The sequence below is a fragment of the Gallaecimonas kandeliae genome (genome assembly GCF_030450055.1).
Classification (GTDB): domain Bacteria; phylum Pseudomonadota; class Gammaproteobacteria; order Enterobacterales; family Gallaecimonadaceae; genus Gallaecimonas; species Gallaecimonas kandeliae.
Window position 1 is genome coordinate 196,984 of sequence record NZ_CP118480.1, and the last position, 23,307, is coordinate 220,290.

The 23,307-nt window shown below is 63.8% G+C and carries 22 protein-coding genes; 13 read left to right on the forward strand and 9 right to left on the reverse strand.

Annotation, left to right across the window (positions count from 1 at the left end; genetic code table 11):
- Positions 1-52: 52 nt before the first annotated feature.
- The 6 genes from gloA2 to PVT67_RS00920 are packed head-to-tail and all read right to left on the reverse strand — an operon-like array spanning position 53 to position 4,471.
- Positions 53-442, reverse strand: coding sequence for an SMU1112c/YaeR family gloxylase I-like metalloprotein (gene gloA2 / locus PVT67_RS00895; protein WP_301496855.1), 390 nt, complete (start codon positions 440-442; stop codon positions 53-55).
- Positions 439-1,275 carry a formyltetrahydrofolate deformylase gene (gene purU, locus PVT67_RS00900; protein ID WP_301496857.1) on the reverse strand — a complete coding sequence of 279 codons (837 nt, stop codon included), beginning with the start codon at positions 1,273-1,275 and terminating at the stop codon, positions 439-441. Before purU ends, gloA2 begins: the two co-directional genes overlap by 4 nt.
- A 32-nt stretch (positions 1,276-1,307) precedes the next feature.
- Positions 1,308-2,573, reverse strand: a complete 1,266-nt coding sequence (locus tag PVT67_RS00905) for a sensor histidine kinase (protein ID WP_301496859.1) — start codon at positions 2,571-2,573, stop codon at positions 1,308-1,310.
- On the reverse strand, positions 2,551-3,249 hold the full coding sequence (locus tag PVT67_RS00910; protein ID WP_301496861.1) for a response regulator transcription factor: 699 nt from the start codon (positions 3,247-3,249) through the stop codon (positions 2,551-2,553). The genes PVT67_RS00905 and PVT67_RS00910 overlap by 23 nt, the downstream gene beginning before the upstream one ends.
- Positions 3,246-3,596, reverse strand: a complete 351-nt coding sequence (locus tag PVT67_RS00915; RefSeq protein ID WP_301496863.1) for a DUF3019 domain-containing protein — start codon at positions 3,594-3,596, stop codon at positions 3,246-3,248. Before PVT67_RS00915 ends, PVT67_RS00910 begins: the two co-directional genes overlap by 4 nt.
- Positions 3,597-3,619: 23 nt before the next feature.
- Positions 3,620-4,471, reverse strand: coding sequence for a MipA/OmpV family protein (locus tag PVT67_RS00920; protein ID WP_301496865.1), 852 nt, complete (start codon positions 4,469-4,471; stop codon positions 3,620-3,622).
- 397 nt (positions 4,472-4,868) lie between these two features.
- Between PVT67_RS00920 and PVT67_RS00925 the strand changes: the two genes are divergently transcribed.
- The 13 genes from PVT67_RS00925 (at position 4,869) to PVT67_RS00985 (ending at position 19,766) form a co-directional block, all read left to right on the forward strand.
- Positions 4,869-10,157 carry a S8 family serine peptidase gene (locus PVT67_RS00925; RefSeq protein WP_301496867.1) on the forward strand — a complete coding sequence of 1,763 codons (5,289 nt, stop codon included), beginning with the start codon at positions 4,869-4,871 and terminating at the stop codon, positions 10,155-10,157.
- Positions 10,158-10,351: 194 nt separating this feature from the next.
- The gene (locus PVT67_RS00930; protein ID WP_301496869.1) at positions 10,352-11,314 is read left to right on the forward strand and encodes a GGDEF domain-containing protein; all 963 of its coding nucleotides are present in this window, start codon (positions 10,352-10,354) and stop codon (positions 11,312-11,314) included.
- A gap of 122 nt (positions 11,315-11,436) precedes the next feature.
- A complete protein-coding gene (locus PVT67_RS00935) occupies positions 11,437-11,709 on the forward strand; it encodes a hypothetical protein (protein WP_301496871.1) in 273 nt (90 codons plus the stop codon).
- 75 nt (positions 11,710-11,784) lie between these two features.
- Positions 11,785-13,116, forward strand: coding sequence for a hypothetical protein (locus PVT67_RS00940; RefSeq protein ID WP_301496873.1), 1,332 nt, complete (start codon positions 11,785-11,787; stop codon positions 13,114-13,116).
- 12 nt (positions 13,117-13,128) lie between these two features.
- Positions 13,129-14,031: a metal ABC transporter substrate-binding protein gene (locus PVT67_RS00945; protein WP_301496875.1), complete on the forward strand. Its 903-nt coding sequence runs from the start codon at positions 13,129-13,131 to the stop codon at positions 14,029-14,031.
- A complete protein-coding gene (locus tag PVT67_RS00950) occupies positions 14,028-14,828 on the forward strand; it encodes a metal ABC transporter permease (protein WP_301496878.1) in 801 nt (266 codons plus the stop codon). Before PVT67_RS00945 ends, PVT67_RS00950 begins: the two co-directional genes overlap by 4 nt.
- 87 nt (positions 14,829-14,915) lie before the next feature.
- Complete coding sequence (locus tag PVT67_RS00955) at positions 14,916-15,296, forward strand: TonB-dependent receptor (protein ID WP_301496880.1); 381 nt, start codon at positions 14,916-14,918, stop codon at positions 15,294-15,296.
- 31 nt (positions 15,297-15,327) lie between these two features.
- Positions 15,328-15,873: a DUF6624 domain-containing protein gene (locus PVT67_RS00960; protein WP_301496882.1), complete on the forward strand. Its 546-nt coding sequence runs from the start codon at positions 15,328-15,330 to the stop codon at positions 15,871-15,873.
- 68 nt (positions 15,874-15,941) lie between these two features.
- Positions 15,942-16,778, forward strand: a complete 837-nt coding sequence (locus tag PVT67_RS00965; protein WP_301496884.1) for an alpha/beta hydrolase — start codon at positions 15,942-15,944, stop codon at positions 16,776-16,778.
- A 73-nt stretch (positions 16,779-16,851) separates the two neighbouring features.
- The gene (locus PVT67_RS00970; protein WP_301496887.1) at positions 16,852-17,067 is read left to right on the forward strand and encodes a hypothetical protein; all 216 of its coding nucleotides are present in this window, start codon (positions 16,852-16,854) and stop codon (positions 17,065-17,067) included.
- Positions 17,064-18,500, forward strand: a complete 1,437-nt coding sequence (locus tag PVT67_RS00975) for a patatin-like phospholipase family protein (protein ID WP_301496889.1) — start codon at positions 17,064-17,066, stop codon at positions 18,498-18,500. Before PVT67_RS00970 ends, PVT67_RS00975 begins: the two co-directional genes overlap by 4 nt.
- Positions 18,501-18,633: 133 nt before the next feature.
- Positions 18,634-19,413, forward strand: a complete 780-nt coding sequence (locus PVT67_RS00980; protein WP_301496891.1) for an SDR family NAD(P)-dependent oxidoreductase — start codon at positions 18,634-18,636, stop codon at positions 19,411-19,413.
- A gap of 38 nt (positions 19,414-19,451) precedes the next feature.
- On the forward strand, positions 19,452-19,766 hold the full coding sequence (locus tag PVT67_RS00985) for a hypothetical protein (protein WP_301496893.1): 315 nt from the start codon (positions 19,452-19,454) through the stop codon (positions 19,764-19,766).
- A gap of 25 nt (positions 19,767-19,791) precedes the next feature.
- Here the strand turns inward: PVT67_RS00985 and PVT67_RS00990 are convergent, their stop codons facing one another.
- The 3 genes from PVT67_RS00990 to PVT67_RS01000 form a co-directional block, all read right to left on the reverse strand.
- Positions 19,792-20,157 (reverse strand): Rieske (2Fe-2S) protein, encoded by a 366-nt coding sequence (locus PVT67_RS00990; RefSeq protein ID WP_301496895.1) that lies wholly within the window; start codon positions 20,155-20,157, stop codon positions 19,792-19,794.
- Positions 20,158-20,426: 269 nt separating this feature from the next.
- Entirely contained in the window at positions 20,427-21,383 is a 957-nt protein-coding gene (locus tag PVT67_RS00995; RefSeq protein ID WP_301496897.1) for a polysaccharide deacetylase family protein, read from the reverse strand.
- Positions 21,384-21,429: 46 nt separating this feature from the next.
- On the reverse strand, positions 21,430-23,241 hold the full coding sequence (locus PVT67_RS01000; protein ID WP_301496899.1) for a M1 family metallopeptidase: 1,812 nt from the start codon (positions 23,239-23,241) through the stop codon (positions 21,430-21,432).
- Positions 23,242-23,307 lie beyond the last annotated feature (66 nt).

Sequence of the window (23,307 nt, forward strand, 5' to 3'; positions counted from 1 at the left end):
ATGATGAAAAAACCTGGGTTTTACCCGAAAGAGACTGAATTTGTGGGGATTTTCAGGTCTGGTATAGCTCCAGGGGCAGCCGGTCGGGATCTTCGAAAAATGTGAACAAGCGCCCGGTTGCCGGGTCCTGGCGTATGGGCTCCACCGCTATTCCCTTGGCCTGGAGCCAGGCGGCGGTGGCCGCCACGTCCGCTACGGCAAAGGCCAGGTGGCGCAGCCCCTGGGCCTCGGGGTAGCTGGGCCTGGCCGGGGCGCTTGGGAAGCTGAACAGCTCCAGCTGGCCGCCGTCCGGCAGGGCCAGATCCAGCTTCCAGGAGTCCCGCTCGGCCCTGTACTGCTCGGCCAACACCGCCAGCTCCAGGACCTGGGTATAGAAGGCCTTGGAGCGCTGATAATCGCTGCAGATGAGGGCGACATGGTGGATGGCCTTGAGGTGGCTCACTTGAACACCACCGTCTTGTTGCCGTGGACGAAGACCCGCTCTTCCAGCACCAGCTGCAGGGCCCGGCTCAGCACCGATTTCTCCACGTCCCGGCCGGCCTTGGCCATGTCGGTGGCGGACTGGGCGTGGCTGACGTGGATCACGTCCTGCTCGATGATGGGGCCTTCGTCCAGGTCGTCGGTGACGAAATGGGCGGTGGCGCCGATCATCTTCACCCCCCGCTCGAAGGCCTGGCGGTAAGGGTTGGCGCCGATGAAGGCGGGCAGGAAGCTGTGGTGGATGTTGATGATCTTGTGGGGGTACTGGGCCACGAAGTCCGGGGTCAGGATGCGCATGAACTTGGCCAGCACCAGGTAGTCGGGGCCGTAGTCGTCGATGATGGCCTGGAGGGCCGCTTCGTGCTCGGGGCGGCTCAGCCCCTGGTGAGGCACCTGGTGGAAGGGGATGCCAAAGCGGGTCACCAGGTCGCCGAGGTCCCCGTGGTTGCCGATCACCGCCGCTATCTCCACCTCCAGGGCCCCTTCGAAACACTTCATCAGGATGTCGCCCAGGGCGTGGGCCTCACGGGTGACCAATATGACGATGCGCTTGCGCCCTGAAGGCACCAGGCGCCGGATGGCGCCCTTGGGCAGGGCCTCGTCCAAGTCGGCCAGCAGGGTGCTGTCGTTGAAGATGCCGTTCAGCTCGGTGCGCATGAAGAAGCGGCCATGCTCCCTGTCCACGAACTCGTGGTTGCGGGTGATGTTGAGCTGGTGCTTGTAGCAGAGGTTGGTGATCTTGGCGATCAGGCCCTTGGCGTCAGGGCACTGGGTGAGCAGGATCTTCTTTTCCATGGGCACGACTTCTGGATGGCTGGCAGTCCATCTTAGCCGGTCGTGGCGTTTTGGGAAGCCCCTTGCTGCTGGCCCTGGGGCAGGTAGAGGCTGGCGCGGGTGCCAGCGGCGCCGTCCCTGGCCATCTGCAACCGGCCCCGGTGCTGCTCGGCCACCCGCCGCACTATGGCCAGGCCTATGCCGTGGTGGGCTATGTTGTCCTGGCTCTCGGCTTGTTCTTCTTCCTCTTCCTGCCAGCCAGGGCCGTCGTCGATCACCTGGATCACCAGCTCCTGCTGGCTGAGGCTGGCCTCGACCCTGACCTGGCTGTGGGCGAAACGCAGCGCATTGGCCAGCAGGTTGTTGAGGGCCCGGGTCAGCAGGGTGGCGTCGGCCACGAAGGGACTGTCGTGGTCGACACAGAGCTGGATGGGCTTGTCGCCCAGCTCGGTGAAGGGCCGGATCACCGATTCCAGGTAGGAGCGCAGCTGCAGGCGCTGGCGGCTGGGCTCCTGGGGGTTGTAGTCGTTCTGGGCCAGGCGCAGGTAGTCGTAGACGTTGGCTTCGATCTCCTTGATGTTCTGCTCCAGCATCCTTTCCAGCTCTTCGGGGGGATAGTCTTCCAGCATCTGGCAGAGGAAGCGCATCCTGGCCAAGGGGGTCTTGATGTCGTGGCAGACGGTCTCGGCCACCTCGGCCTGGAAGCGATTGAGCTGCGCTATGCGGCCAGTGAGGTTGTGCAGCGACTGTGCCAGGGGGGCCAGGTAGGAGCGACGGCTCAGGGTGAAACGGGGGAATTTGCCGAAGCGGATCTCCTTGATGGCGCTGGCCCGCAATGTCTCTATGTCGCGGAAGATGCCCCTGCTGACAAAGAAGAGCCCCAGCAGCAGCACCAGGTAGAAGATATAAGCAAAATCCAGGGCTGGCTCCTCGTGCTTGGGCCAGTTGAGCTGGTTGAGGCAGAGCAGGCCGCCCTGGTGGTCGATGTGGCAGAGCAGGCTGTTCCCCTTGTTGTCATGAAGGGGAATGACGGCCCCCGGCTCCCCCAGAGGCTGTCCACCCCAGTAACCAGACGGGTAACGAACGAAGAGGGCCTTATTGCAGTCAGGGTCGCTGTCGGCCGAGCAACCGAGGCGCTCACCCCGCTCGCGGCGCTGTTGCACTGCTGTCAGCACCTCCTTGGCGTTCACCTGCGGGGCCTGTTCTATGGTCAGCCAGGCATGGACCTCGTTGAGGCTGAAGGACAGCAGCAGTACCGTCAGTACCAGGGCCAGGTAGTAACGGACCAGGGGCGATTTAAGCTTGCATCGCAGCTTCATAGATGAGCCTGTAGCCCTGGCCCCAGACGGTGCCTATTGTCCATTGGGGATCTATGGTTTGCAGCTTCTTCCTCAGCCGCGACGCCCTGCCGTCCATGGTCCTGTCCATGCCGTCGTAATCACGCCCCAGCTGGTGTTGGAACAGCCACTCACGGCTGACCACCTTGCCGTATTGCTCCAGCAGGGCGCTGAGCAGCCGCAGCTCCGCCGTGGTCAGTTGCAGGGCCTGGCCGGCCAGGGTGGCCACCCCGGCCTGGTGATCCAGGGTCAGGTTGAACTGCTTGAAGTGGGCCGGCGGCGCCGCTTTGGTGTCTTCCTCCTTGGGCAGGAAGACCTGGATCTTGGCGTGGAGCAGCCTGGGGTCCACCGGCTTGAGCAGGTAATCCTGGGCACCCAGGGAAAAGCCGTGCAGCTGGTGTTGCAGCTGGGTCTGGGCCGTCATGAAGATGATGGGGCCGGGGAAACCGTCCCTGATGGCCGCCACGAAGTCAAAACCGCTTTCCCCCGGCAGCATGACGTCACAGAGCAGCAGGTCGAAATGTTGCTGGGCGACCAGCTGCTGGGCGCGGTTGGCGCTGCGGCAGGCCGTGATCTCGTAGCCCTTGGACATCAGGAAGCCCTTGATCAGGCGCGACAACTCGGCGTCGTCTTCCAGTAGAAGGATGTGGCTGCTCATCGGAAGAGGCTCCATTCCAGGCGTCGGTGGATCAGTGCTGAGGATTGCGACGACGACTGGAGATAGCGGATCTCCCTTTCCGCCACCGGTTCCAGGCTGACGGCGTCCAGCAGTTGCAGCCGGATGTTGCCGTTCAGGGACAGCTTCAGTGGGAAGTCGCTTGTCTGCTGTTGGCAGGTAAAGGGGTGCCCTGGGTCCCTTGCCAAGACCAGGCAGAGCTGGCGGTCGGCGTGCCAGCTGACCTTGGCATTGAGGGGGCAGGGCTCATCGGCCTTGCCGACACAGACAAGTGGCCTGACATCCAGCAGCATCTCGGCCGCTCCCGCCGTGAAGGGGAGCAGCAGCATGCCTGTCAATGCCAGCCGCCTGATCACCATGCCCAGCTGACCCCTACAAACCAGATGTCCTGATGTCGTTGGTCGAAAAACAAGTTCTTGTCATAGGCTTTTGGCAGCCACTCGCGCTTCCAACTGGCCACCAGCTGCTTGTCCTTGCCCAGAGGGAAACGGCTTTCCATCTTGAGGGAAGGCAGCCATTGGGCCCCTGGCTCGTATTGGTAGTGAAAGTCGTTGTCCTGCTTGTGGACGCCGAAATAGTAATTGCTGTAACTGCTGCTCAGGCGCCTGGCCCCGGCCGTCAGGGCGAGATCCAAGGGGCCTAAATGCTGCTGGTAGCGGACCTTGTTTTCCCATTCGCTGCCCCGATGCACGCCGCTGATGTCGGTATGCCAGGCGCTGCTCAGTTGCCAGTCCTGGTTCTGCCAATAGAGGGTGGCACCCCCCAGGTAGCTCATGGTGCGTTTTGCCGGGTGGATCAGCTTTTTGGGGTCAACACCGAAAGGCACCCCTATGGGGATATTCGCACTCGCCAGGCCACTGAAGAAGGCGTTGCCCAATGAGCTGCCTCGCAGCAGCAGAGCGTCGAAGCTTTGCTTGGTGGTCAGGTCGAAAGACCAATGTCCGCTTTGCAGCAGGTTAAAACCCAGGTCCAGGTCCTCGACGTAAAAGCGTTTGTAATAAAAAGACCAGCGGGGCAGCACGTAGAGGGGGATGTCTTCACCATCCCGCAATACCGAACCGTAACGGCCCACCCCCACGGCCATCGACAGCCGCCAATCGGCACCCCCTTCGGTGGATTCGGCAGCCAAAGCCAGGTCTGACCATAACAGGACCAGGCTCAACAGGCAGCAGTACAGCAGTGACAACAGGGGGGGTCGCATCATTCTGATTTCCAAGACTACAACCGGCCTCTACGGCTAGCCGGTTAGGCATCCACATCATATCAAGGTCGCAACTTACAACCAGATCTCTGTTAACAGTCTGCACACTTTTGTACGCATTTCATCCATGGGCTGGGGATATAGATACGCCTCTCGCATGTAACGAACTTTTTTACGGTTCGTGCTGCGAATGTAAACTTGGAGGTCAAGTGAAACATTCAGCCCCACACCATGGCGACCTTGCCTGCGCTGCCTGGCGCCGGCATTGCCACTATTGTGCTGGCTGCGCAAGCGGCAAGGCCTGTGGGCACATTTCATCCTGCCTCCAAGGATACAGATACAGCTCGCACCTGACGGGGTAACAAACCCTGGTGCGACATTTGTAAAATTTGGAGGTCACGTGAAACTCAAGTCCCTTACCCTGGCGACTTTGTCAGCGCTTTACAGCGCCGGCGTCGCTACTACTGTGCTGGCTGCACCCAGCATGGCGACGGGCGCAGCGCCTGTCGCCAAGCTCCAGGAAATGAAGCTGCCCAGCGCCGAATTCATGGCCCAGCAGCAGCTGCGCAACAAGACCAGCGGTAACGCCGTCAAGCGCAATAACGGCCAGAACATCCAGCTCAAGCGCAATACCATCGCCGACAAGTTCAAGGCCTCCAAGGCCGATGCCCAGGGCGAGCACGACTACATCGTTGAGCTGTACGGTGATACTGTCATCGAACAGCAGCGCGCCATGCTGGTTCAGCAGGTCGCCAGCGGTGCCATCCCCGCCAAGACCCTGAACGATGCCAGCGCCATGCGCGTCACAGGTGCCGCCCTGCGCAGCCCCACCGCCGCCAGCCAGCAGCTCAAGGTCACCCAGGGCCAGGACAGCGTACTGTCCGCCGCCAGCGCCCTGATCGGCCGTCAGCTGGATCCCAAGCTGCGTTATACCAAGGTGCTGAACGGCTTCAGCCTCAAGATGACCCAGGCCGAGGCCCAACGCATGGCCAGCCTGCCTCAGGTCAAGCGCATCACCAAGAACCAGATGTACCACCTGCAGACCGACTACGGCCCCATCCATATCGGTGCCGACAAGGTCTGGAGCGGTGACAACGTCACCAACACCCCTTACCAGGGTGAAGGCATGGTCGTCGGTATCGTCGATACGGGTATCAACACCGACCACCCCAGCTTCCAGCCCACTGGTGACGACGGTTATACCGTCCAAAACCCACTGGGCCACGGCAACTACCTGGGCGACTGTACCCAGGCTGAGTTTGCCGACCGCTGTAACGACAAGCTGATCGGTGTCTTCAGTTACGAGAGGATCACCGACGCCTATTCCGCCGACGCATTCCAGGATCCGTCCAAACCCTGGTACGAGCCCAACGTCGAAATTCGCCCCCGCTTCGGTGAGGATTACGTAGGCCACGGCTCCCACACCGCCAGTACCGTCGCCGGTAACGTCATCAAGAACGCCCCCTTCCAGGCGGCGAGCCCCACAGCCACCGGCCACGGTATTGACACCGGCTTCACCTTCGACCGCGTTTCCGGCATGGCGCCCCACGCCAACATCGTCGCCTTCCAGGTCTGTTTCCCCGGCGAAAGTGGCGACCCCTACGCCGGCTGTCCCGGTGACGCCATCCTGGCCGGTATCGAAGACGCTGTCGCCACCGGCGTCGACGTCATCAACTTCTCCATCGGTGGTCAGGAAAGCTCTCCCTGGGAAAGCCCCATGGAACAGGCCTTCCTGCAGGCCCACGAAGCCGGCATCGCCGTGGCCGTGGCCGCCGGCAACTCCGGCCAGAATGCCAGCGGCAACGAGGTCTTCGGTTACATCGATCACAGCTCTCCCTGGCTGGTCAACGTGGCCGCCGCTTCCGACGGCCGCAACATCGGCGTGGTGGGCAAGAGCCTGACCAACTTCGACAGCGACAGTACTATGTATGTCCCCACTACCATCAGTGGCGGCAGCCTGAGCGGCGGCATAGTCGGTGACGTCGTCTACGCCAAGAACTACCCCGACCCGGACACCAGCGACGCCTTTGGGCCCGAGACCTGTAACGTGCCTTTCCCGGCCGGTACCTTCCAGCCTACCGACATCGTCGTCTGTGACCGCGGCGACATCGCCCGCAAGGCCAAGGCCGACAACGTCAAGGCCGGTGGCGCCGGCGGTTTCGTGCTGGCCAACATGAGCTACGACACCAGCTCGCCTGACGGCATGATCTTCAACGACATCTACTCGTTGCCGGGCATCCAGATCAGCGCCGGCGACGCCTATTACCTGAAGAACTGGCTGGCCGACGGCAGCTACCACAAGGGCGAGATCACCGCTTCCCACGTGGAGCGGACCATAGACGAGAACCAAGCCGACATCCTGGCCAGCTTCTCGTCCCGTGGCCCCAGCTACTATGCGCCCGAGCACCTGATCCCCATGATCACGGCGCCCGGAGTCAACATCTACGCCGCCAACTCCGACGATCAACCCTTCACCATGGGCCCCAACGCCAGCGACTGGACCATCATGAGCGGTACCTCCATGGCCAGCCCCCATGTGGCCGGTGCCATGACCCTGGTGCGCCAGGCCCACCCGGACTGGACCGTCTCGGAAGTGCAGAGCGCCATGCAGATGACCTCAGTCCAGGACGTCCGCTACCTGCCCAATCCCTGGTCCCCCCTGCAGGATGCCGACATCTACCGCGCCGGTTCCGGCCGGGTGGACGTCAACGCCGCCGTCAACAGCGGCCTGCTGATGGACGAGTCCGTGGAGAACTTCCGCAATGCCGACCCGGCCAACGGCGGTGTGGTGCACAACCTCAACCTGCCCGAACTGGTCAACATGCACTGCGCCGAGAGCTGCACCTGGGTCCGTACCTTCAAGGCCACTCGCGACGGTTCCTGGACTGTGGAGCCCAAGACCGGCGAGTTCAGCTTTCAGCTGGAAGCCACGCCCTCCAGCTTCAGCCTCAAGGCCGGCCAGACCCAGTCTGTGGTCTTTACCGCCAAGATCCTCAACAGCCAAGCCAAGAACTACAATTCCGAGTCCGAGGTTCACGGCTCGGTGCGCCTGGTACCCGACCAGCCGGATATCCCCTCCGTGTTCATGCCGGTGGCTGTCACCTTCGACAACCGCAACCTGCCTGACAGCGTTGGCTTTACCAGCAACCGTGACCAGGGTATCCACAACCTCGGCAACCTGATGCTGCCGCAGGCGGACGCCCCTGTGTACAGCGCCGCCACCCCGGTCAAGGCCCAGCTGCGGGAAGTGACCCTGCCTCAGTCCGTTAACTATTGCAGCTTTGCCTGTAGCCATGTACCGGACGCCTCCACCGACGTCACCACCATCGACGTGCCTGAAGGTGCCTCCCGCCTGATGGTGGAAGTGCTGGCCCGCACCGCCACTACCATCAAGGGCGCCGCCAACATGTGGATGGCCGGTGACGCCGACGTCTTCATAGGTTACGACGCCAATGGTGACGGCCAGCCCGACTGGGACAGCGAAGCCATCTGCATGTCCACCTCCGAGGGCATCACCGACTACTGCAACATCAACAACCCCCAGCCCGGCAAGTACTGGGTGGTGATCAGCAACTATCAGCACAACTTCATTGACCCGGCCAACACCTTCGACACCTACAAGGTAGCCAGCGCCGTTGTCGGCAAGGACGGCTCCAACGCCCTGACCGCCGAAGGCCCCGCCATGCTGGACGGCCTGACCCCGGCCGACGTCAAGCTGAACTGGGACCTGCCGGACGCCGTCAAGGGTGACGTCTACTACTCCATGCTGACCGTGGGCAGTGATGCCAGCCAGCCGGCCAACATCGCCCAGATCCCGGTGCGCATCGAGCGTGGCAACAACGATGTGACCCTGGAAGGCTCCCAGACCCAGGCCCGTGCCGGTGACGTCATCGACATGCACCTGCATGTGATGGAAAACCTCGACGGTTACGACCACGACATCAACATCAGCTCCACGCTGCCGGGCAACCTGGCCCTGGTGCCCGGCTCGGTGAAGCTGTCCAAGGCCATCAACGCCGAGGGCCTGGAGGAGACCGACAACGGCTTCACCCTGACCTCCAACCAGCCCAACAGCGCCGACTGGCAGCGTGGCTACAAGGTCACCACCAGCGACAACGACCCCCTGTGCCATATGCCCAACTACGGCCAGGCGGATCGCAACTACGTGAACCTCTGGGACTTCGGCTTTAGGCCGCAGATCGGTGGCGAGTGGAACGACAACACTGTAGTGCCGTTGAGCTGGTACTACGGTGATGGCGCTTATGCCACCGTCTTCCACAACTTCGACCAGACCGCCAGGTTCCCGAACCTGACCATCAGCCCCATGGGCTACCTGCAACTGGACGAGATGCCGCTGTTCTATCCGGAGGCCCTGCCCGCGGATTACCAGGGCTTCCCGGATGCCTTCATCGCGCCCTTCATGCGCGGTATCGCCGTGACCGAGAGCGGTATCGACTGGAGCCAGCTCCATACCCCGCTGAATGTCGACCTCTTCTCCGAGGCCAATACTTCCGGTATCAGCATGGGCTTCACCGCCGACGGCACCGTCATCATGGAATGGGACAAGGCCCGTACCTATATGCAGGAGGCCTCCGGTGGCATCGGCATCGGCATCGGCTCGGTGGGCGCCAGCCCGCAGTCCAGCGGCTGGGTGGACGTGGACCGTGACGACAGCTACGACTTCGAAACCGTCTACAACCTCAACTACCGCTACGGCGACGGCCAGTACGAAGTGATCATGGGTTACCAGAACATCGACTTCGGCACCCAAGGCGGCCAGGGCTCCATCGGCATCCACGGCTTTGAAGGCTACCGCGGCTCCTTCGGCCCCGAAGGCGATTACCTGGGCAGCCAGTACGCCCTGGACAACCTCAAGGACAAGGTCAAGAGCGATCTCGCCGTCTGTTACGACTACGTAGGCCCCGAGAGCAGCCAGTTCGACATCGACTTCCAGGTCATGGTGAAGAACGACGCTTCCGGTACCGAAGAGCCGATCAAGGTCAACGTCGACCGCAGCGGCCTGCCCACCGAGACGTTGGAGCACAACCTCAACGTGCCTTCCAACATCACTGTGGGCGCCATCGGTGACCAGACCATCGCCGAGGACACCCAGCTGGACGGCCTGATGGTGGCTTACTCCGACGAGAACCAGGTCGCCAACATCATCACTGTCTCTGGCGATCATGTGACCGGCGTGGCCAACGGCAACACCCCTGGCTCTACTGTCACTATCGTGCCCGAAGCCAACTTCAACGGCACCACCACCGTCACCATCACGGTGGCCGACAGCAAGAACCCCAGCGACGCGGCCAGCACCAGCTTCGCGCTGAACGTGACCCCGGTGGCCGACGCCCCCCTGGCCAACGCCGGCAGCACCGTCACCATCACCGAAGGGGACAGCGCCACCCTGGACGGCTCCGCTTCCGTGGATCCGGACGGCGGCGTGCTGAGTTACAGCTGGACAGGCAGCGACGGCAGCATCAGCAACGGTGACCAAGCCGTGGCCAGCGTCTCCGGCCTGAGCGCCGGTGACCACAGCTTCACCTTGACCGTCAGCAACGCCAACGGCTCCAGCTCCGCCAACATGACTGTCCACGTCAACGGCAAGTCTGGTGGCGGTGGTGCCGGCGGCCTGCTGTTACTGCTGGCAGCGCCCCTGGCCTGGTTGCGCCGCCGCAAGGCAGCCTAAGCCGGCCTGAAATCCAACCCTGGTTAAAACACCCCGCCTCGGCGGGGTGTTTTTTTGGACCCAGTCCACGCTGATACAGAAACGTACATTCATTGATTGGCCTTGGTGCTAATTTTCCGCCCGCTTATTTTTCGTACTGCTTCACTGTCGGTGGAGCGGTGGTTAAGACGTCAAGCCCTTGGTAACAGAAGCCCATGATCAGCCCCTCAGAGCATCCCCAGGAAGCACAGCGACTGCGCGCCCTTCATGGCCTTGGCCTGCTGGACAGCGCCGCCGAAGCGCGTTTCGATCGCCTGACCCGCATCGCCATGACCCTGTTCGAGGCCCCCTACGCCTTTTTCAGCCTGGTGGACGCCAAGCGCCAATGGTTCAAGTCCAAGCAGGGTCTGACCATCAAGGAAACCCCCAGGGATCTCTCCTTTTGTGGCCATACCCTGCTGCAGGAAGACGGCTTGCTGGTGGTGCCGGATGCCCTGGAAGACGACAGGTTTAGGGACAATCCCCTGGTCTTGGCCCAGCCCGGTATCCGCTTTTACGCCGGCCATGTGATCAGGGCGAAAAACGGCCTGCCGGTGGGCTCCCTCTGTGTCTGTGACGCCCAGCCCAGGCAGCCGACGGCCGCCCAACTGGGAGCCTTGCACGACCTGGCCGCCACCCTGGAAGACCTGCTTGCCGCGACCGAGACCAGCCTGGTGGACGAGCTGACCGGCGTCTACAACCGCCGGGGCCTGTTGCTGCAGGGGCCCGTCAGCCTGGAGTTCAGCGCCCGTACCGGGCGCCCCCTCTGCGCCCTGGTCTTCGACCTCACCGACTTCAAGGCCATCAACGACAGCTTCGGCCACAGCCAGGGTGATCAGGCCTTGCGGCTCTTCGTGCAGGGGCTGCAGTCCTTTACCCGCAGTACCGACGTCCTGGGGCGCCTGGGGGGAGACGAGTTCGCGTTGCTGCTCAGCGATGCCTTCGAGGTGCAGGCCAGGGCGCTGGTGCGCAGCCTGGAACGGCAGCTGCGCCAACTGGCCGAGGAACAACGGCTGTGCCATGGCATTCACTTCGACGCCGGCCTGGTGCAGTACGACCCTCGGGTCCACGATTCCCTGCAGGACCTCTTGGCCGAGGCCGACGGCCTGATGTACGAGTGCAAGAGGGCCAAGCAATAGGGCAGGGCGTTCCGGCGGCCCTCCCCGGCGGTCGGTCGTAACACAAATTCACTTGTGATTTACGGCGATGCTATGATGCCGCCATGAAAATGCAGCCCCTTCATCAGCTTCGCAAACGCAGCGTGCAGTTCAGATGCGCGCTGGCGATGCTGTTGTTGTTCGGCTGGAGCCTGCTCCAGTTCAGCGTCGGCGAAGAGCCGGCCCACCTGCTGCAAAAAGACAACCACTGCGCCCTCTGCGTGTCCTCCATCAACCTCGGCAACGCCCTGGCGGCGACCCTGCCGGAGTTGGCCAAGGTCAGCCCAGCGCCCCTGGAATACGTGGCGGCCAGGGTGGAGGCCGTCCGCGCCTTCCCCGTCATCCCCCGCAGCCGCGCCCCTCCAGCCGTTCTCTGATCACCCTTTCAAACAATCACTCAGCCCCGGGTTCGGGACTGGGGTTATTGAACCGTGTTTTTCGGAGACTACCGGATGAAAGTAGCCCATTCGCTGCTGCTGGCCCTCTTGGCCGGCGCTGCCCTGCCGTCCCATGCGGCGGACAAGGATAAAGACAAGGAAATCGCCGCCCTGCGTGCAGAGTTGGCGGCCCTCAAGAAGCAGAACGAAGACAAGATAGCGGAGCTGGAGCAGCGCATCAGCGACGCCGAGGACGCCCAGGACGAGCTCAACGACCAGACCCAGCAGCTGGCCATCGATCTGAGCCAGCAGTCCAACCGCACCGCCGCCAACACCTTCAACCCCGGCATAGGGGTGGTGCTGAACGGCAAGTTCGTGCAGGCCCCGGCCGACTACCAGTTCAGCCTGCCGGGCTTCCCCCTCGGCGGTGAAGGTGGCCCCGGCGACAAGGGCTTCCAACTGGGCGAGTCCGAGATCAACCTGTCCGCCAACGTCGACGACAAGTTCTACGGCAACCTGACGCTGTCCTTCGGTGACGGCGTCAGCGTGGAGGAGGCCTTCCTCCAGACCCTGACCTTGCCCGACGGCCTGGCGGTCAAGTTCGGCCGCTTCTTCTCCAGCATCGGCTACCTCAACAACCACCATACCCACACCGACGATTTCGCCGTCAGGCCCCTGGTCTACCAGGCCTTCCTGGGCGGCGAAAGCTTCGGTGACGACGGCGTCCAGCTGACCTGGTTGGCCCCCACCAAGCTGTTCTGGGAGAGCGGCGCCGAATGGTACAAGGGCGACAGCTACCCGGCGGCCGGTAGCGCCAACAGCGGCAAGGGCACCCACACCCTCTTCACCCACGTCGGCAGCGATCTCGGTGACAGCTGGAGCTGGCGGGCCGGCCTGTCCTGGCTCCACGCCAAGGCCGACGGCCGCACGGTGGCAGACACCGCCGAGAGCTTCAGCGGCAAGAGCGACCTCTACATAGCCGACATGGTCTGGAAATGGGCCCCCAGCGGCAACACCACTGTCCACAACGCCAAGATCCAGGCCGAGTATTTCCACCGCAAGGAGCAGGGCGACTTCACCACCCTGGATACCAGCCTGCTGCCGTTGAACAGCAAGCAGGACGGCTGGTACGTGCAGGGTGTCTACCAGTTCATGCCTCAGTGGCGGGCCGGCCTGCGCTACGAAGAGCTCAAGGCCGACAAGCTGCCCATGACCTTCGACGGCACTGCCCTGGACAACCTCGACCATGACCCGCGACAGTGGAGCATGATGGTGGACTGGAGCAACAGCGAGTTCAGCCGCATCCGCTTCCAGTACAGCCGCGACCAGGCCTCGCCCCAGGCCGCCAACCTCTTCACGCTGCAGTACATCGCAGCCTTCGGCGCCCACGGCGCCCACGTCTTCTAAGGGAGAGCCCAGATGAAAGTCTTCAAATACCTCGCCCTGCCCCTGTTGATGGCCGCCGCCGGTGCCCAGGCCAAGGTGCAGATCTTTGCCTGTGAACCCGAGTGGGCCGCAGTGGCCGTTGAGGTGGGTGGTGACAAGGTGGAGGCCTTCGCCGCCACCACTGGCCTGCAGGACCCCCACCATATCCAGGCTCGTCCCAGCCTGATCGCCAAGGTCCGTGACGCCGACATGGTGGCCTGTACCGGCGCCGACCTGGAGGTGGGCTGGCTGCCGCTGCTGCTGCAAAGGGCTTCCAACCCCGACCTGCAGAAGGGCAAGCCCGGCTACTTCATGGCCGCCAACTACGTGCGCCTGCTGGGCATTCCCAAGCAGATCGACCGCAGCCAGGGCGACGTCCATGCCGCCGGCAACCCCCACATCCAGACCAGCCCGGCCAACATGCTGCCGGTGGCCCGCGCCATGGCCGAGCACCTGGGCCAGCTGGACCCGGCCAACACCGGCTACTACCAGCAGCGCCTGGGCGACTTCGAAGGCCGCTGGAAAGAAGCCATGAAGAAGTGGAAGGCCGAGACCAGGCCGCTGCGCCACGCCATGGTGGTGGTGCACCACGAGAGCTGGCTCTACCTGGAAGACTGGCTGAAGCTCAACCAGGTGGCGACCCTGGAAGACAAGCCCGGCATTCCACCCACCAGCGGTCACCTGGCCCAGATCCTCACCCAGATGAAGGAGCAGCCGGCCAAGGTCATCATCCACGCCGCCTACCAGAGCGAGAAGCCGGCCCAGTGGCTGGCGGACAAGACCGGCATACCCACCGTGACCCTGCCTTTCACCATCGGCGGCACGCCAGAGGCCAAGGATCTGTTCAGCCTCTATGACGACACCTTCAAGCGGCTGCTGGCGGCGGTGAAGTCATGAACTGGGCCGCCCTCGACCTGAGCATACTGGGCCCGGCGCTGGTGGCGGGCCTGCTGGTGGTGGCCACCCATGTGCCGCTGGGCCGCTCCGTACTGAGCCGCGGCATCATCTTCATCGACCTGGCCATAGCCCAGATCGCGGGCCTGGGGGTGATCGCCGCCAACGTCTTCGGTTGGGAGACCGACGGCTGGATGATCCAGGTGGCCGCCGTGTCGGCGGCCATGCTGGGGGCCCTCTTCCTGCACTGGACAGAGAAGCGTTTCCCGGAGATCCAGGAAGCCCTGATCGGGGTGGTGTTCGCCCTGGGCGCCACCATGGGCCTGCTGCTGCTGGCCAACAACCCCCACGGCGGCGAGGAACTCAAGGATCTCCTGGTCGGGCAGATCCTCTGGGTCTCCTTCTCCCAGCTGATCCCGGTGGCCGTGCTCTACGCCCTGGTGCTGGTGATCTGGTTCCGCTTCGACGTACCCAAGGCCCACCGCCTGCTGTTCTACCTGCTGTTCGCGGTGACGGTGACGGCCTCTGTGCAGCTGGTGGGGGTCTACCTGGTGTTTGCCAGCCTCATCATCCCGGCCCTGGGGGCCCGCAACTACAAGGCCAGGCCTGGCCTGGCGGTGGCCTACCTGCTGGGGGCCGCCGGCTATGTGCTGGGGCTGGTGGCTTCGGCCCTGTTCGACCTGCCGTCCGGCGCCGTCATCGTCTGGACCCTGGCGGTGATGGGCATAGTGGGCGGCTACCTGGTGCGCTACTTCCCGTCGGCCAAGGCCGAGAGGCCCATGGTGGCCTCCCACCACTGACCCAAAGGGCCCTGCGGGGCCCTTTTTTCTGCCGCCTGTTCAGGCTCCGCCTAATCTCTAATAAACCCCCATCCAGCGGAGTTCCTCGTGGACAGGAAATTCATCGTCATCGCCCTTAGCTACGCCATCATCGGCATGTTGCTGGGCATCGCCATGGCCATCTCCCAGGACCACGGCCAACTGGTCACCCACGCCCACATCATGCTGGCCGGCTTCGTGGTGTCCTTCGTCTATGGCCTCTGCCACAAGCTCTGGCTGGGTAGCCCAGGCCCCATGGCCCAGGTGCAGTTCTACCTGCACCAGGTCGGAGTGGCGGTGCTGGTGGTGGGCCTTTTCCTTCTTTATGGTAATTTCGTGCCGGGGGAGAAGCTGGAACCCGTGTTGGCCAGCGCCTCCCTGGCCGTGCTCGCGGGCATGGTGCTGATGTTGGCGCTGGTGTTGAAGGCGCCCAAAGGCACCTCAAGCTAGGGTGCCAAGGCAAACCACTCAAGGAAGACCCATGAAATTCCGTTACCTGATCACTGCCCTCTTTCCCCTCGGCCTGATGGCCGCCACCCCGGACTACCAGGCCATAGGCGACGAACTGCTGGCCATGATGGCGCAGGACCAGGGGGTGATGAAGGGGGAGATCAAGGGCGAGGATAAGGACCAGATGTTCCGGCGCCACCAGGCCAGGGTGGAAGAGATAGTGGCGCAAATCGGCTGGCCGACCATTCCCCTGGTGGGGAAAAAGGCCTCCCAGGCCGCCTGGCTGCTGGTGCAGCACGCCGACCAGGACAAGGCCTTCCAGCAGCGGATGCTGGCGCTGATGGCCCCCCTGGCCGAAAAGGGGGACATAGACGGTGCCAACTACGCCTACCTCTATGACCGCACCCACAAGCCCCAGCGCTACGGCACCCAGGGCGGCTGCCAGGGGGACAGCTTCGTGCCCTTCGAGATGGAGGATCCGGCAGGGGTCGAGGCCAGGCGCAAGGCGGTCGGCATGATGAGCTTCAAGGATTACGCGGACATGGCCAGCCGCCACATGTGCCACAGGAAGCCCTGAGGAAAGATTGAAACTGTTTTGTTAAATTGCTGTCGCAAGAGTGACTTAACAACCCCATGGAAGGAAAAATGAAAAAGCTTCTGCCAATCCTCGCCCTCTGCCTGCTCCAAGGCTGCGCCGCCCATATCAAGGAATCCAACTTCATCGTCAACGACAAGGAGCCCAAGCTGCTCTCCAGCCAGCAGCTGGCTCAGCTGGAAGGGCTCAGGCCGGGCCTGAAGGTGGAAAAGCTGGACCTCAAACGCGATGACGGCAAGGAAGCTCGTGGCATCTGGGTGCACCAGGCCGGCAGCCGCCAGGTGCTGCTCTACTTCTCCGGCAACAACATGCGCCTGGCCGAGGAGGCCGACAAGGTGCTGCCCAAACTGCTGACGTTGGGTACCGATCTCGTCTGGGTGGACCACAGGGGCCTGGGAGGCAGCGAAGGGCCCGGTACCCTGGCTGCCCTGATGCGCGACGCCGACCAGACCTACGACTATGTCGCTGCTCACAGCCAAAAGCCGGTGGTGCTTTACGGCCTGTCCCTCGGCAGCTTCATCGCCGGCCAGCTGGCCCTGGACAGGCCAAGCCAGGGGCTGGTCCTCGAATCCTCCGCCACCAACGTCGACGACTGGGTGGATGAGGTGATGCCCTGGTACTTCAAGCCCTTCACCGACGTGAAGGTGGCGGCCAGCCTCAAGGGTGCCGGCAACGAGAAGGTGGTCGAGCGCTACAAGGGCCCCTTGCTGGTGCTGGTGGGGGATCAAGACAAGACCACGCCTCCCGAACTGGCCCGTAAGCTCTACGCCGAAAGTGCCTCGAGCCAGAAACAGCTGGTGATCGCCAAGGGCCGCCGCCACGGCAACGCCCTGGCGGACGACCAGGCCCTGGCCAAGGTCAGGGATTTCGTGGCCGCGCTGCACTGAGCCGCCCCTGGTCTAGACTTGCCCCAGGCCCCCGGCGGGGCCTCTTTGAACCCAGCCCGTCAAGGAGGACCAGATGGAATACGTCGTCGTTTCCTTTCCCGGCAGCCGGGAAGTGCTGATCGATGAGCAGCCCAATGGCGCCACCAACGAGGTACTGAGGGTTGGGGCGGGTCGCCACAGTTTCTCCCTGGGGGGCCAGCCGGACTTCAGCCCCCAGGCGGTGACCGCGACCATCAGCAACACCTCGGTGCTGCAACCCAAGGTGATCACCTTCGAGGCGGCCTCATGAGCCCCTGGCGCAGGCGCCTGCCTGCCTTCTTGCTGGGCCTTCTGCTGGCCGGCTGCGCCGGTTACGAGGGCAACGCCCCCCTGGCCCATTTTGACAAGGACGCCGGCTACCGCTACCAAGTGGTGGACCAAGCCAGCCCGGACAACAGCGACAGCCTCTTCGTGGTGGTCAGCTTCTCCGGTGGCGGCACCCGCGCCGCCGCCCTGGCCTACGGGGTGCTCAAGCAGTTGCGGGACACCAAAATTCGCTGGGAAGGCAAGGACAAGCGGCTGCTGGACGAAGTGGACATCATCTCGTCGGTGTCCGGGGGCAGCTTCACCTCGGCCTATTACGGCCTCAACAGGGACGCCATCTTCGACGGCGACTACGAGCAGGGCTACCTCAAGCACGACGTGGAGAGGGATCTCTTCTGGAAGCTGATGAACCCGGCCAGCTGGTTCAAGCTGATGTCCCCCGGCTTCGGGCGCAGCGATCTCGCCAACCAGTACTACCAGCAGCACCTCTTCGGCCACAAGACCTTCGCCGACCTTCAGCGCCTCGGCAAACCCTTCCTGATGATCAACGGCACCGACATGAGCACCGGCGGCCAGTTTCCCTTCATCCAGGACCAGTTCGATCTGCTCTGTTCTGACCTCGCCAGCTACCCCCTGTCGCGGGCCGTGGCCACCTCCTCGGCCTTCCCGGGCCTGTTGACGCCCCTGACCTACGACAACTTCGCCGGCGGCTGTGGCTACCAGGAGCCGCTCTGGGTAGCAAACGGCGCTGCTGACGGCGCCACCAACCCGGGGGCTGTGCAGTTCATCGACGACCGCCGTTCCTATTACTTCCAGGCCCCCTACAACCCGCCCCGGCCCCACCCGCACCTGATGGACGGCGGCGTAGCCGACAACCTGGGGCTGCGCAGCCTGGTGTTCGGCCTGGAAAACACCGGGCCCGGCTACAGCCTGCTCAGGCGCATCAACCAGCAGAAGATCAAGAAGCTGGTGTTCATCCTGGTCAATGCCGCCACCGATCCCGAAAACGGCCTGGACCAGTCCAAGTCCGTGCCCGGCGTCTTCACCACGGTACTGACCTCGGCCACGGTGCCGCTGGACAACTACACCGCCGATACGGTGGCGAGGATCAAAGGGGCCCTGCGTACCGTCGACCAGGACGTCAAGCTGGTGGGGCAGTGCAATGCGAGGCTGGCCGCCAGTTGCCTGGCGGCCAGCCCCTTGCCGGCCCCCTATGGCCTGGACAGCTACATCAGCACCGTCTCTTTCGACGCCGTCACCGACCCGGCCCTGCGCCACTGGTTCAAGAACCTGCCCACCAACTTCAACCTGCCCCCCGCCACGGTGGACAAGCTGATCGCCGCCGGTCAGCAACTGCTTGAGGCCAACCCCGACTACCAGGCCCTGGTGCGGGACATAGGCGCCAGCCAAGGCAAATAAAAACCCCGGCCAATCGGCCGGGGTTTCTCTTTATAAAGCGAACACCCTTTTGGTCACTTGATCGGTACTCGGACGCTAAGTAGCTGAAGGGAAATGGGTTATAAAGGGAAAAATTTTCAATCAAGAGGTGGATATGGCGACGGAGACGCCCTGGGCCCTGGTCACGGGAGCCAGTGGCGGCATAGGGGAGGCCCTGGCCCGCTGCTTTGCCGAGGATGGCTGCAACCTGATGCTGGTGGCCCGTTCCCAGGACAAGCTGGAGGCCCTGGCGGCCAACTGGCGGCCCCGCTACGGCATCGCCGTCCAGGTGATCGCCGCCGACCTGGCCCAGCCCGGGGCCGCCGATGCCGTTTTCGGCCAGCTGGTGGCGGCGCCTTCGTATCTGGTCAACAACGCCGGGGTCGGCCTCTACGGCAGGTTCCAGGACACGGCCCTGGCCGAGGAAGAGGCCATGGTGGAGCTTAACATCATGGCCCTGACCCGGCTCTGCAAGCTGTGCCTGCCGGCCATGCTGGCAAGGGGCGAGGGCCGCATCCTCAATGTCGCTTCCACCGCCGCCTTCCAGCCCGGCCCCTACATGGCCGTTTACTACGCCACCAAGGCCTATGTATTGTCCCTGTCCGAAGCCATGGCCGAGGAACTCAAGGGCAACGGCGTGACCGTCACCGCCCTCTGCCCAGGGCCTACGGCCTCCGGCTTTCAGGCCGGGGCCAGGATGAAGCTGGGCAACAGCCTCAAGCACCTGGCGTTGGCGGACGCCGATGAGGTGGCCAGGGCCGGTTATAGGGCCATGATGGCGGGGCGCCGGCTGCTGGTGCCCGGTCTCCTGAACAAGCTGATGGTGCAGGGGCTACGGCTCAGCCCCAGGCGGCTGGTGACGGCCCTGGTGGCCAGGCTGTCCAGGCCCGCCTGAGCGCCTTTTGCGATGGACATTTTGATAGGAGGTAAAGGATGACCTTGGGTTATACCCTGCTTAGCAACTTCGGCCTGCTGGCGTTCACCGGCTTCGCCACCTTAGGCTGGATATTCGGGGTCTGCGGCTACGCCAACGGCCAAGCGGGCCCTACGCCCCAGGCCCAGGAGAGGGTCTTCCAGAGCGGCATCTTCACCTTGCCGCTGTCGGCCCTGGTTGGCACGGCGCTGCTCTGGCGCGACTATGGCAATGAGGCCCCCTGGCTGGGTTACGGCTGGGCCGCCTTGCCGCTGCTGTGGCTGGCCCTGCACCTGCTGGCCTTCTGGCTGGCCGGCCTTGGCCGCAAGGCCTGAAAAAAGCCCGCTGTCGCGGGCTTTTTCAGGCGGTGAGGATCTCGTCCCCTTGCAGCCGCACCGGCACCGGCTGCAGGTAGGCGTAGCGGCAGGGGCCCACGGTGCAGAGGCCGGTGTCGATGTCGAAGAGGGCGCCGTGCTTGTCGCAGAGGATCTGGCGGCCGTCCAGGGTCAGCAGGGAGTCCGGCACCCGGCCGAGCGGCACCCCCATGTGCGGGCAACGGTTGACGTAGCCCTTGATGTCGTGGCCCCGGCGCACCAGGAAGATGGACAGCAGCTCGCCGCCCGGGCTCTCGAAATAGAAGCTCTTGCTGCCGGGATCCTTGAGGTCGGCCAGGACGCAGAGGCGGTGGCCGGCCTTGAGCCGGCGGAAGGGTTCGGGTTTGCTCATTCTTCTTTATTCAATCCAAAGGCGTACTTGATAGCCAGGCTTGTGGCCGCAGTGATAGGTCGGCCTGGCCGGCTCTTGAGCCTTTCTTAATCCAGCTGGCCTGCCCAAGGCCCTCGTTTAGTCTAGCGGCGTCCCGGAGAGCCAGGCCTGTGACCGCAGTATTGGGTCGGCCTGGCCGGCTCTTGGGCCATTCTTAATCCAAAGGCGTCCCGGAGAGCCAGGCCTGTGACCGCAGTATTGGGTCGGCCTGGCCGGCTCTTGGGCCATTCTTAATCCAAAGGTGTCCCGGAGAGCCAGGCCTGTGACCACCAGTAGTACCGGCCCGGCTTGCTGAGGCTGGGGGCAGTGCAGTTGATGCGCGAGCGGCCCGGCGGCAGGGCTATGGCCGGCACCTTGACCTGGTCTCCTGTGACTTCGATCTCCACCCTGCTGCCGAGGAAGTAGCAGGCGAAGCGGTCGTGCCTGACGTCGTCGCTCTTCAGCGCCAGGGTCAGGGGCGGCGACTTGTCGCCCTGCACCATGCCGGTGTCGGAGCTTTGCAGCGGCATGTGCAGGCTGAGCAGCTTGATCTTGAGGCTGGACAGGCTGGCGTAAGGGCCGGCGGCGGGGAAGCGGGGCAGGGCCGTGAGGCTGCTCCAGGGGCCGCTGGCGCCGGACTGCTGGCCGAAGGCCACATAGCCGAGCTGGGCCGCCAGTTTCTCCAGGGCCGGGCTGTATTCGCCGTAGGGCCAGGCCAGCCACTGCGGGCTGCCGGGCAGCTGGCCGGCCTCTATGGCCGCCTTGGCCTGGTCCAGGCTGAGTTCGGTCAGGTGGGGGTGGCCGGCGGTATGGTTGGCGACTGTGGCGCCCTTGAGGCCCTTGGCGGTGGCCAGGGACATCATGCCGTGGCGGCCCAGGCTGTCGGGATTGACGAAGAGGGTAAAGGGGTAACCGAAACGGGCCAGCAGGGGGGCGGCGTTGTCGGCGATGTCCTGGTAGCCGTCGTCGAAGGTGATGGCCACAGCCCTGTCGGGCAGTACCTTTTCACCCTTGGCTTCGGCGACGGCGTCGGCCAGGGGGAGCACCTGGAAGCCGTTGTCCTTGAGGTATTGCAGGTGGCTCTCGAAGACCTTAGGGCTGGTGGTGGTGCTGGGGGGCGTGTCCGTCGCCACATGGTGGTAGAGCAGAATAACGGCGCCCTGGCAGGGCAGCCAGGCCAGGGACAGCAGCAACAGCAGGAGGCGCATGGGCATTACCTGAGAAAAGGCCGCCCGGGAGCGGGCGGCCGTTCAATCACTTGACGATAGCATCCAGGGTGTTCTGGGCAAGGGGATGGTAGCCGGGGCGGGCCTCGGCGTAGATCTTCTTGGCCATGTCCTGGTATTGGGGCTGCTTCATCATCAGCTCGTAGAGGGGCACGACCAGCTTGCGGCGGCCGATGCTCTTGAGGTAGTCGGCCATGGCCCCGAAGGCGGGATCATAGTCGTGGCTGATGGCCTGGCGGTACCAGACGTGGGCCACTTCGGCGTTGCGGGTGCCGGTCAGGCCGAAGGTCTCGTCCAGCTCCTTCATCTGGGCGCGGCTCAGGTGCTCGGGCAGCTCGGTGATGAAGTAGATCTGTTGCTGGGCGTTCCAGGCCTTGAAGGGCAGGTCCTTGGCCTTGATCTCATGGCGCAGCCACTTGGTCTGGGCGGCCAGCACCTTGTTGAAGGCGTCGGACAGCGGGTGGGGGGCGCCGTTGGGCAGGCCTGGCTTGTCGATCCATTCCTTGAGGCGGGCTATGTCCAGGCCGGCCTTGGCGGCGTAGTCCAGGAAGTCCTGGGTGGAGATGGACTGGAAGCTGAAGCGCTTGAAGTAACCGCGCAGGAACTCGTCCATCTTCTCACGACCCAGCTTGTGCTCGATCTCGGTGAGCATCAGGGAGCCTTTCTCGTAGGGGATGTCGGAGTAGGCGTCGTCCGGGTCGCGGCCGGTCAGGTCCGGTACCAGGCGGGTGTCGCCGGCCGGCAGGCTGGCCAGATCTTCCTGGAGGTCCTTGTAGCCGATCACCGCTTCCATGCGCTCACGGTCAACGCCGTAGAGGGCCTCGACGATGCGGTAGGTCAGGTAGGTGGTGAAGCCTTCGTTGAGCCAGAAGTCCTGCCAACTGGCGTTGGTGACCAGGTTGCCGGACCAGGAGTGGGCCAGTTCGTGGGCGATCAGGGACACCAGGGACTTGTCACCGGCGATGACGGTGGGGGTGATGAAGGACAGGCGCGGGTTTTCCATGCCGCCGAAGGGGAAGCTGGGGGGCAGGATCAAGAGATCATAGCGGCCCCAGGCGTAGGGCCCGTAGATCTTCTCCACTGTCTTGACCATGGACTCGGTGTCTTCGAATTCCTTGGCGGCCGCATCCAGCACCGAGGGTTCGGCGTAGACGCCGGTGCGCTTGCCCAGGGCCTTGAACTTAAGATCACCCACGCCCAGTGCGATGAGGTAGGTGGGGATGGCCTGGGGCATGTGGAAGTGGTAGACCCCGTCCGGGCTCAGGCTCTGGCTGTTCTCGGCGCTCATCACCGCCATCAGGCCCTTGGGCACGCGGATGGTGGCGTCATAGGGAATGCGCACCGAGGGACTGTCCTGCAGCGGGATGAAGCTGCGGGCCTGGATGGCTTCGGCCTGGGTGAACAGGAAGGGGTGCTGCTTGCCGGCGGTCTGGGCCGGGGTCAGCCATTGCAGGCCTGTGGCGCCGTCGGTGGTGTGGTAGCTGATCCGTACCTGGTCGGCCTGGGGGGCCAGGCTGATTTTGATGGCCTTGCCGAAGGCTTCGCTCTGCTGGCCCCAGCTCCAGTTGGCGCTGGTCCATTGGCCGTCGAGGTGCTGTTCCACCTTGCCGATCACCAGGGCGCGGCTGTCCAGCACCAGTTCGTCGGCCTTGGGATCCAGGCGCTTGAAGTCCAGGGTGGCACTGCCGGCCAGCTCTTTCTTGTCGAAATCGACGCTGAGATCCAGGTCCAGGTGGGTGATCTTCACCTGGTCGATGTTGGCGTAGGAGTTGATGTCGGCAGCTGTGGCGGACGCCGACAGCAGGGCCAGGCTGCAAAGTGCCCCTTTCATTCTGTTCATTCCCTTTGTCTGGAAAGGCCCAAGTGTAACGGCCTTGCCTGGACTTTCACAGGCCGGCAGACTCGG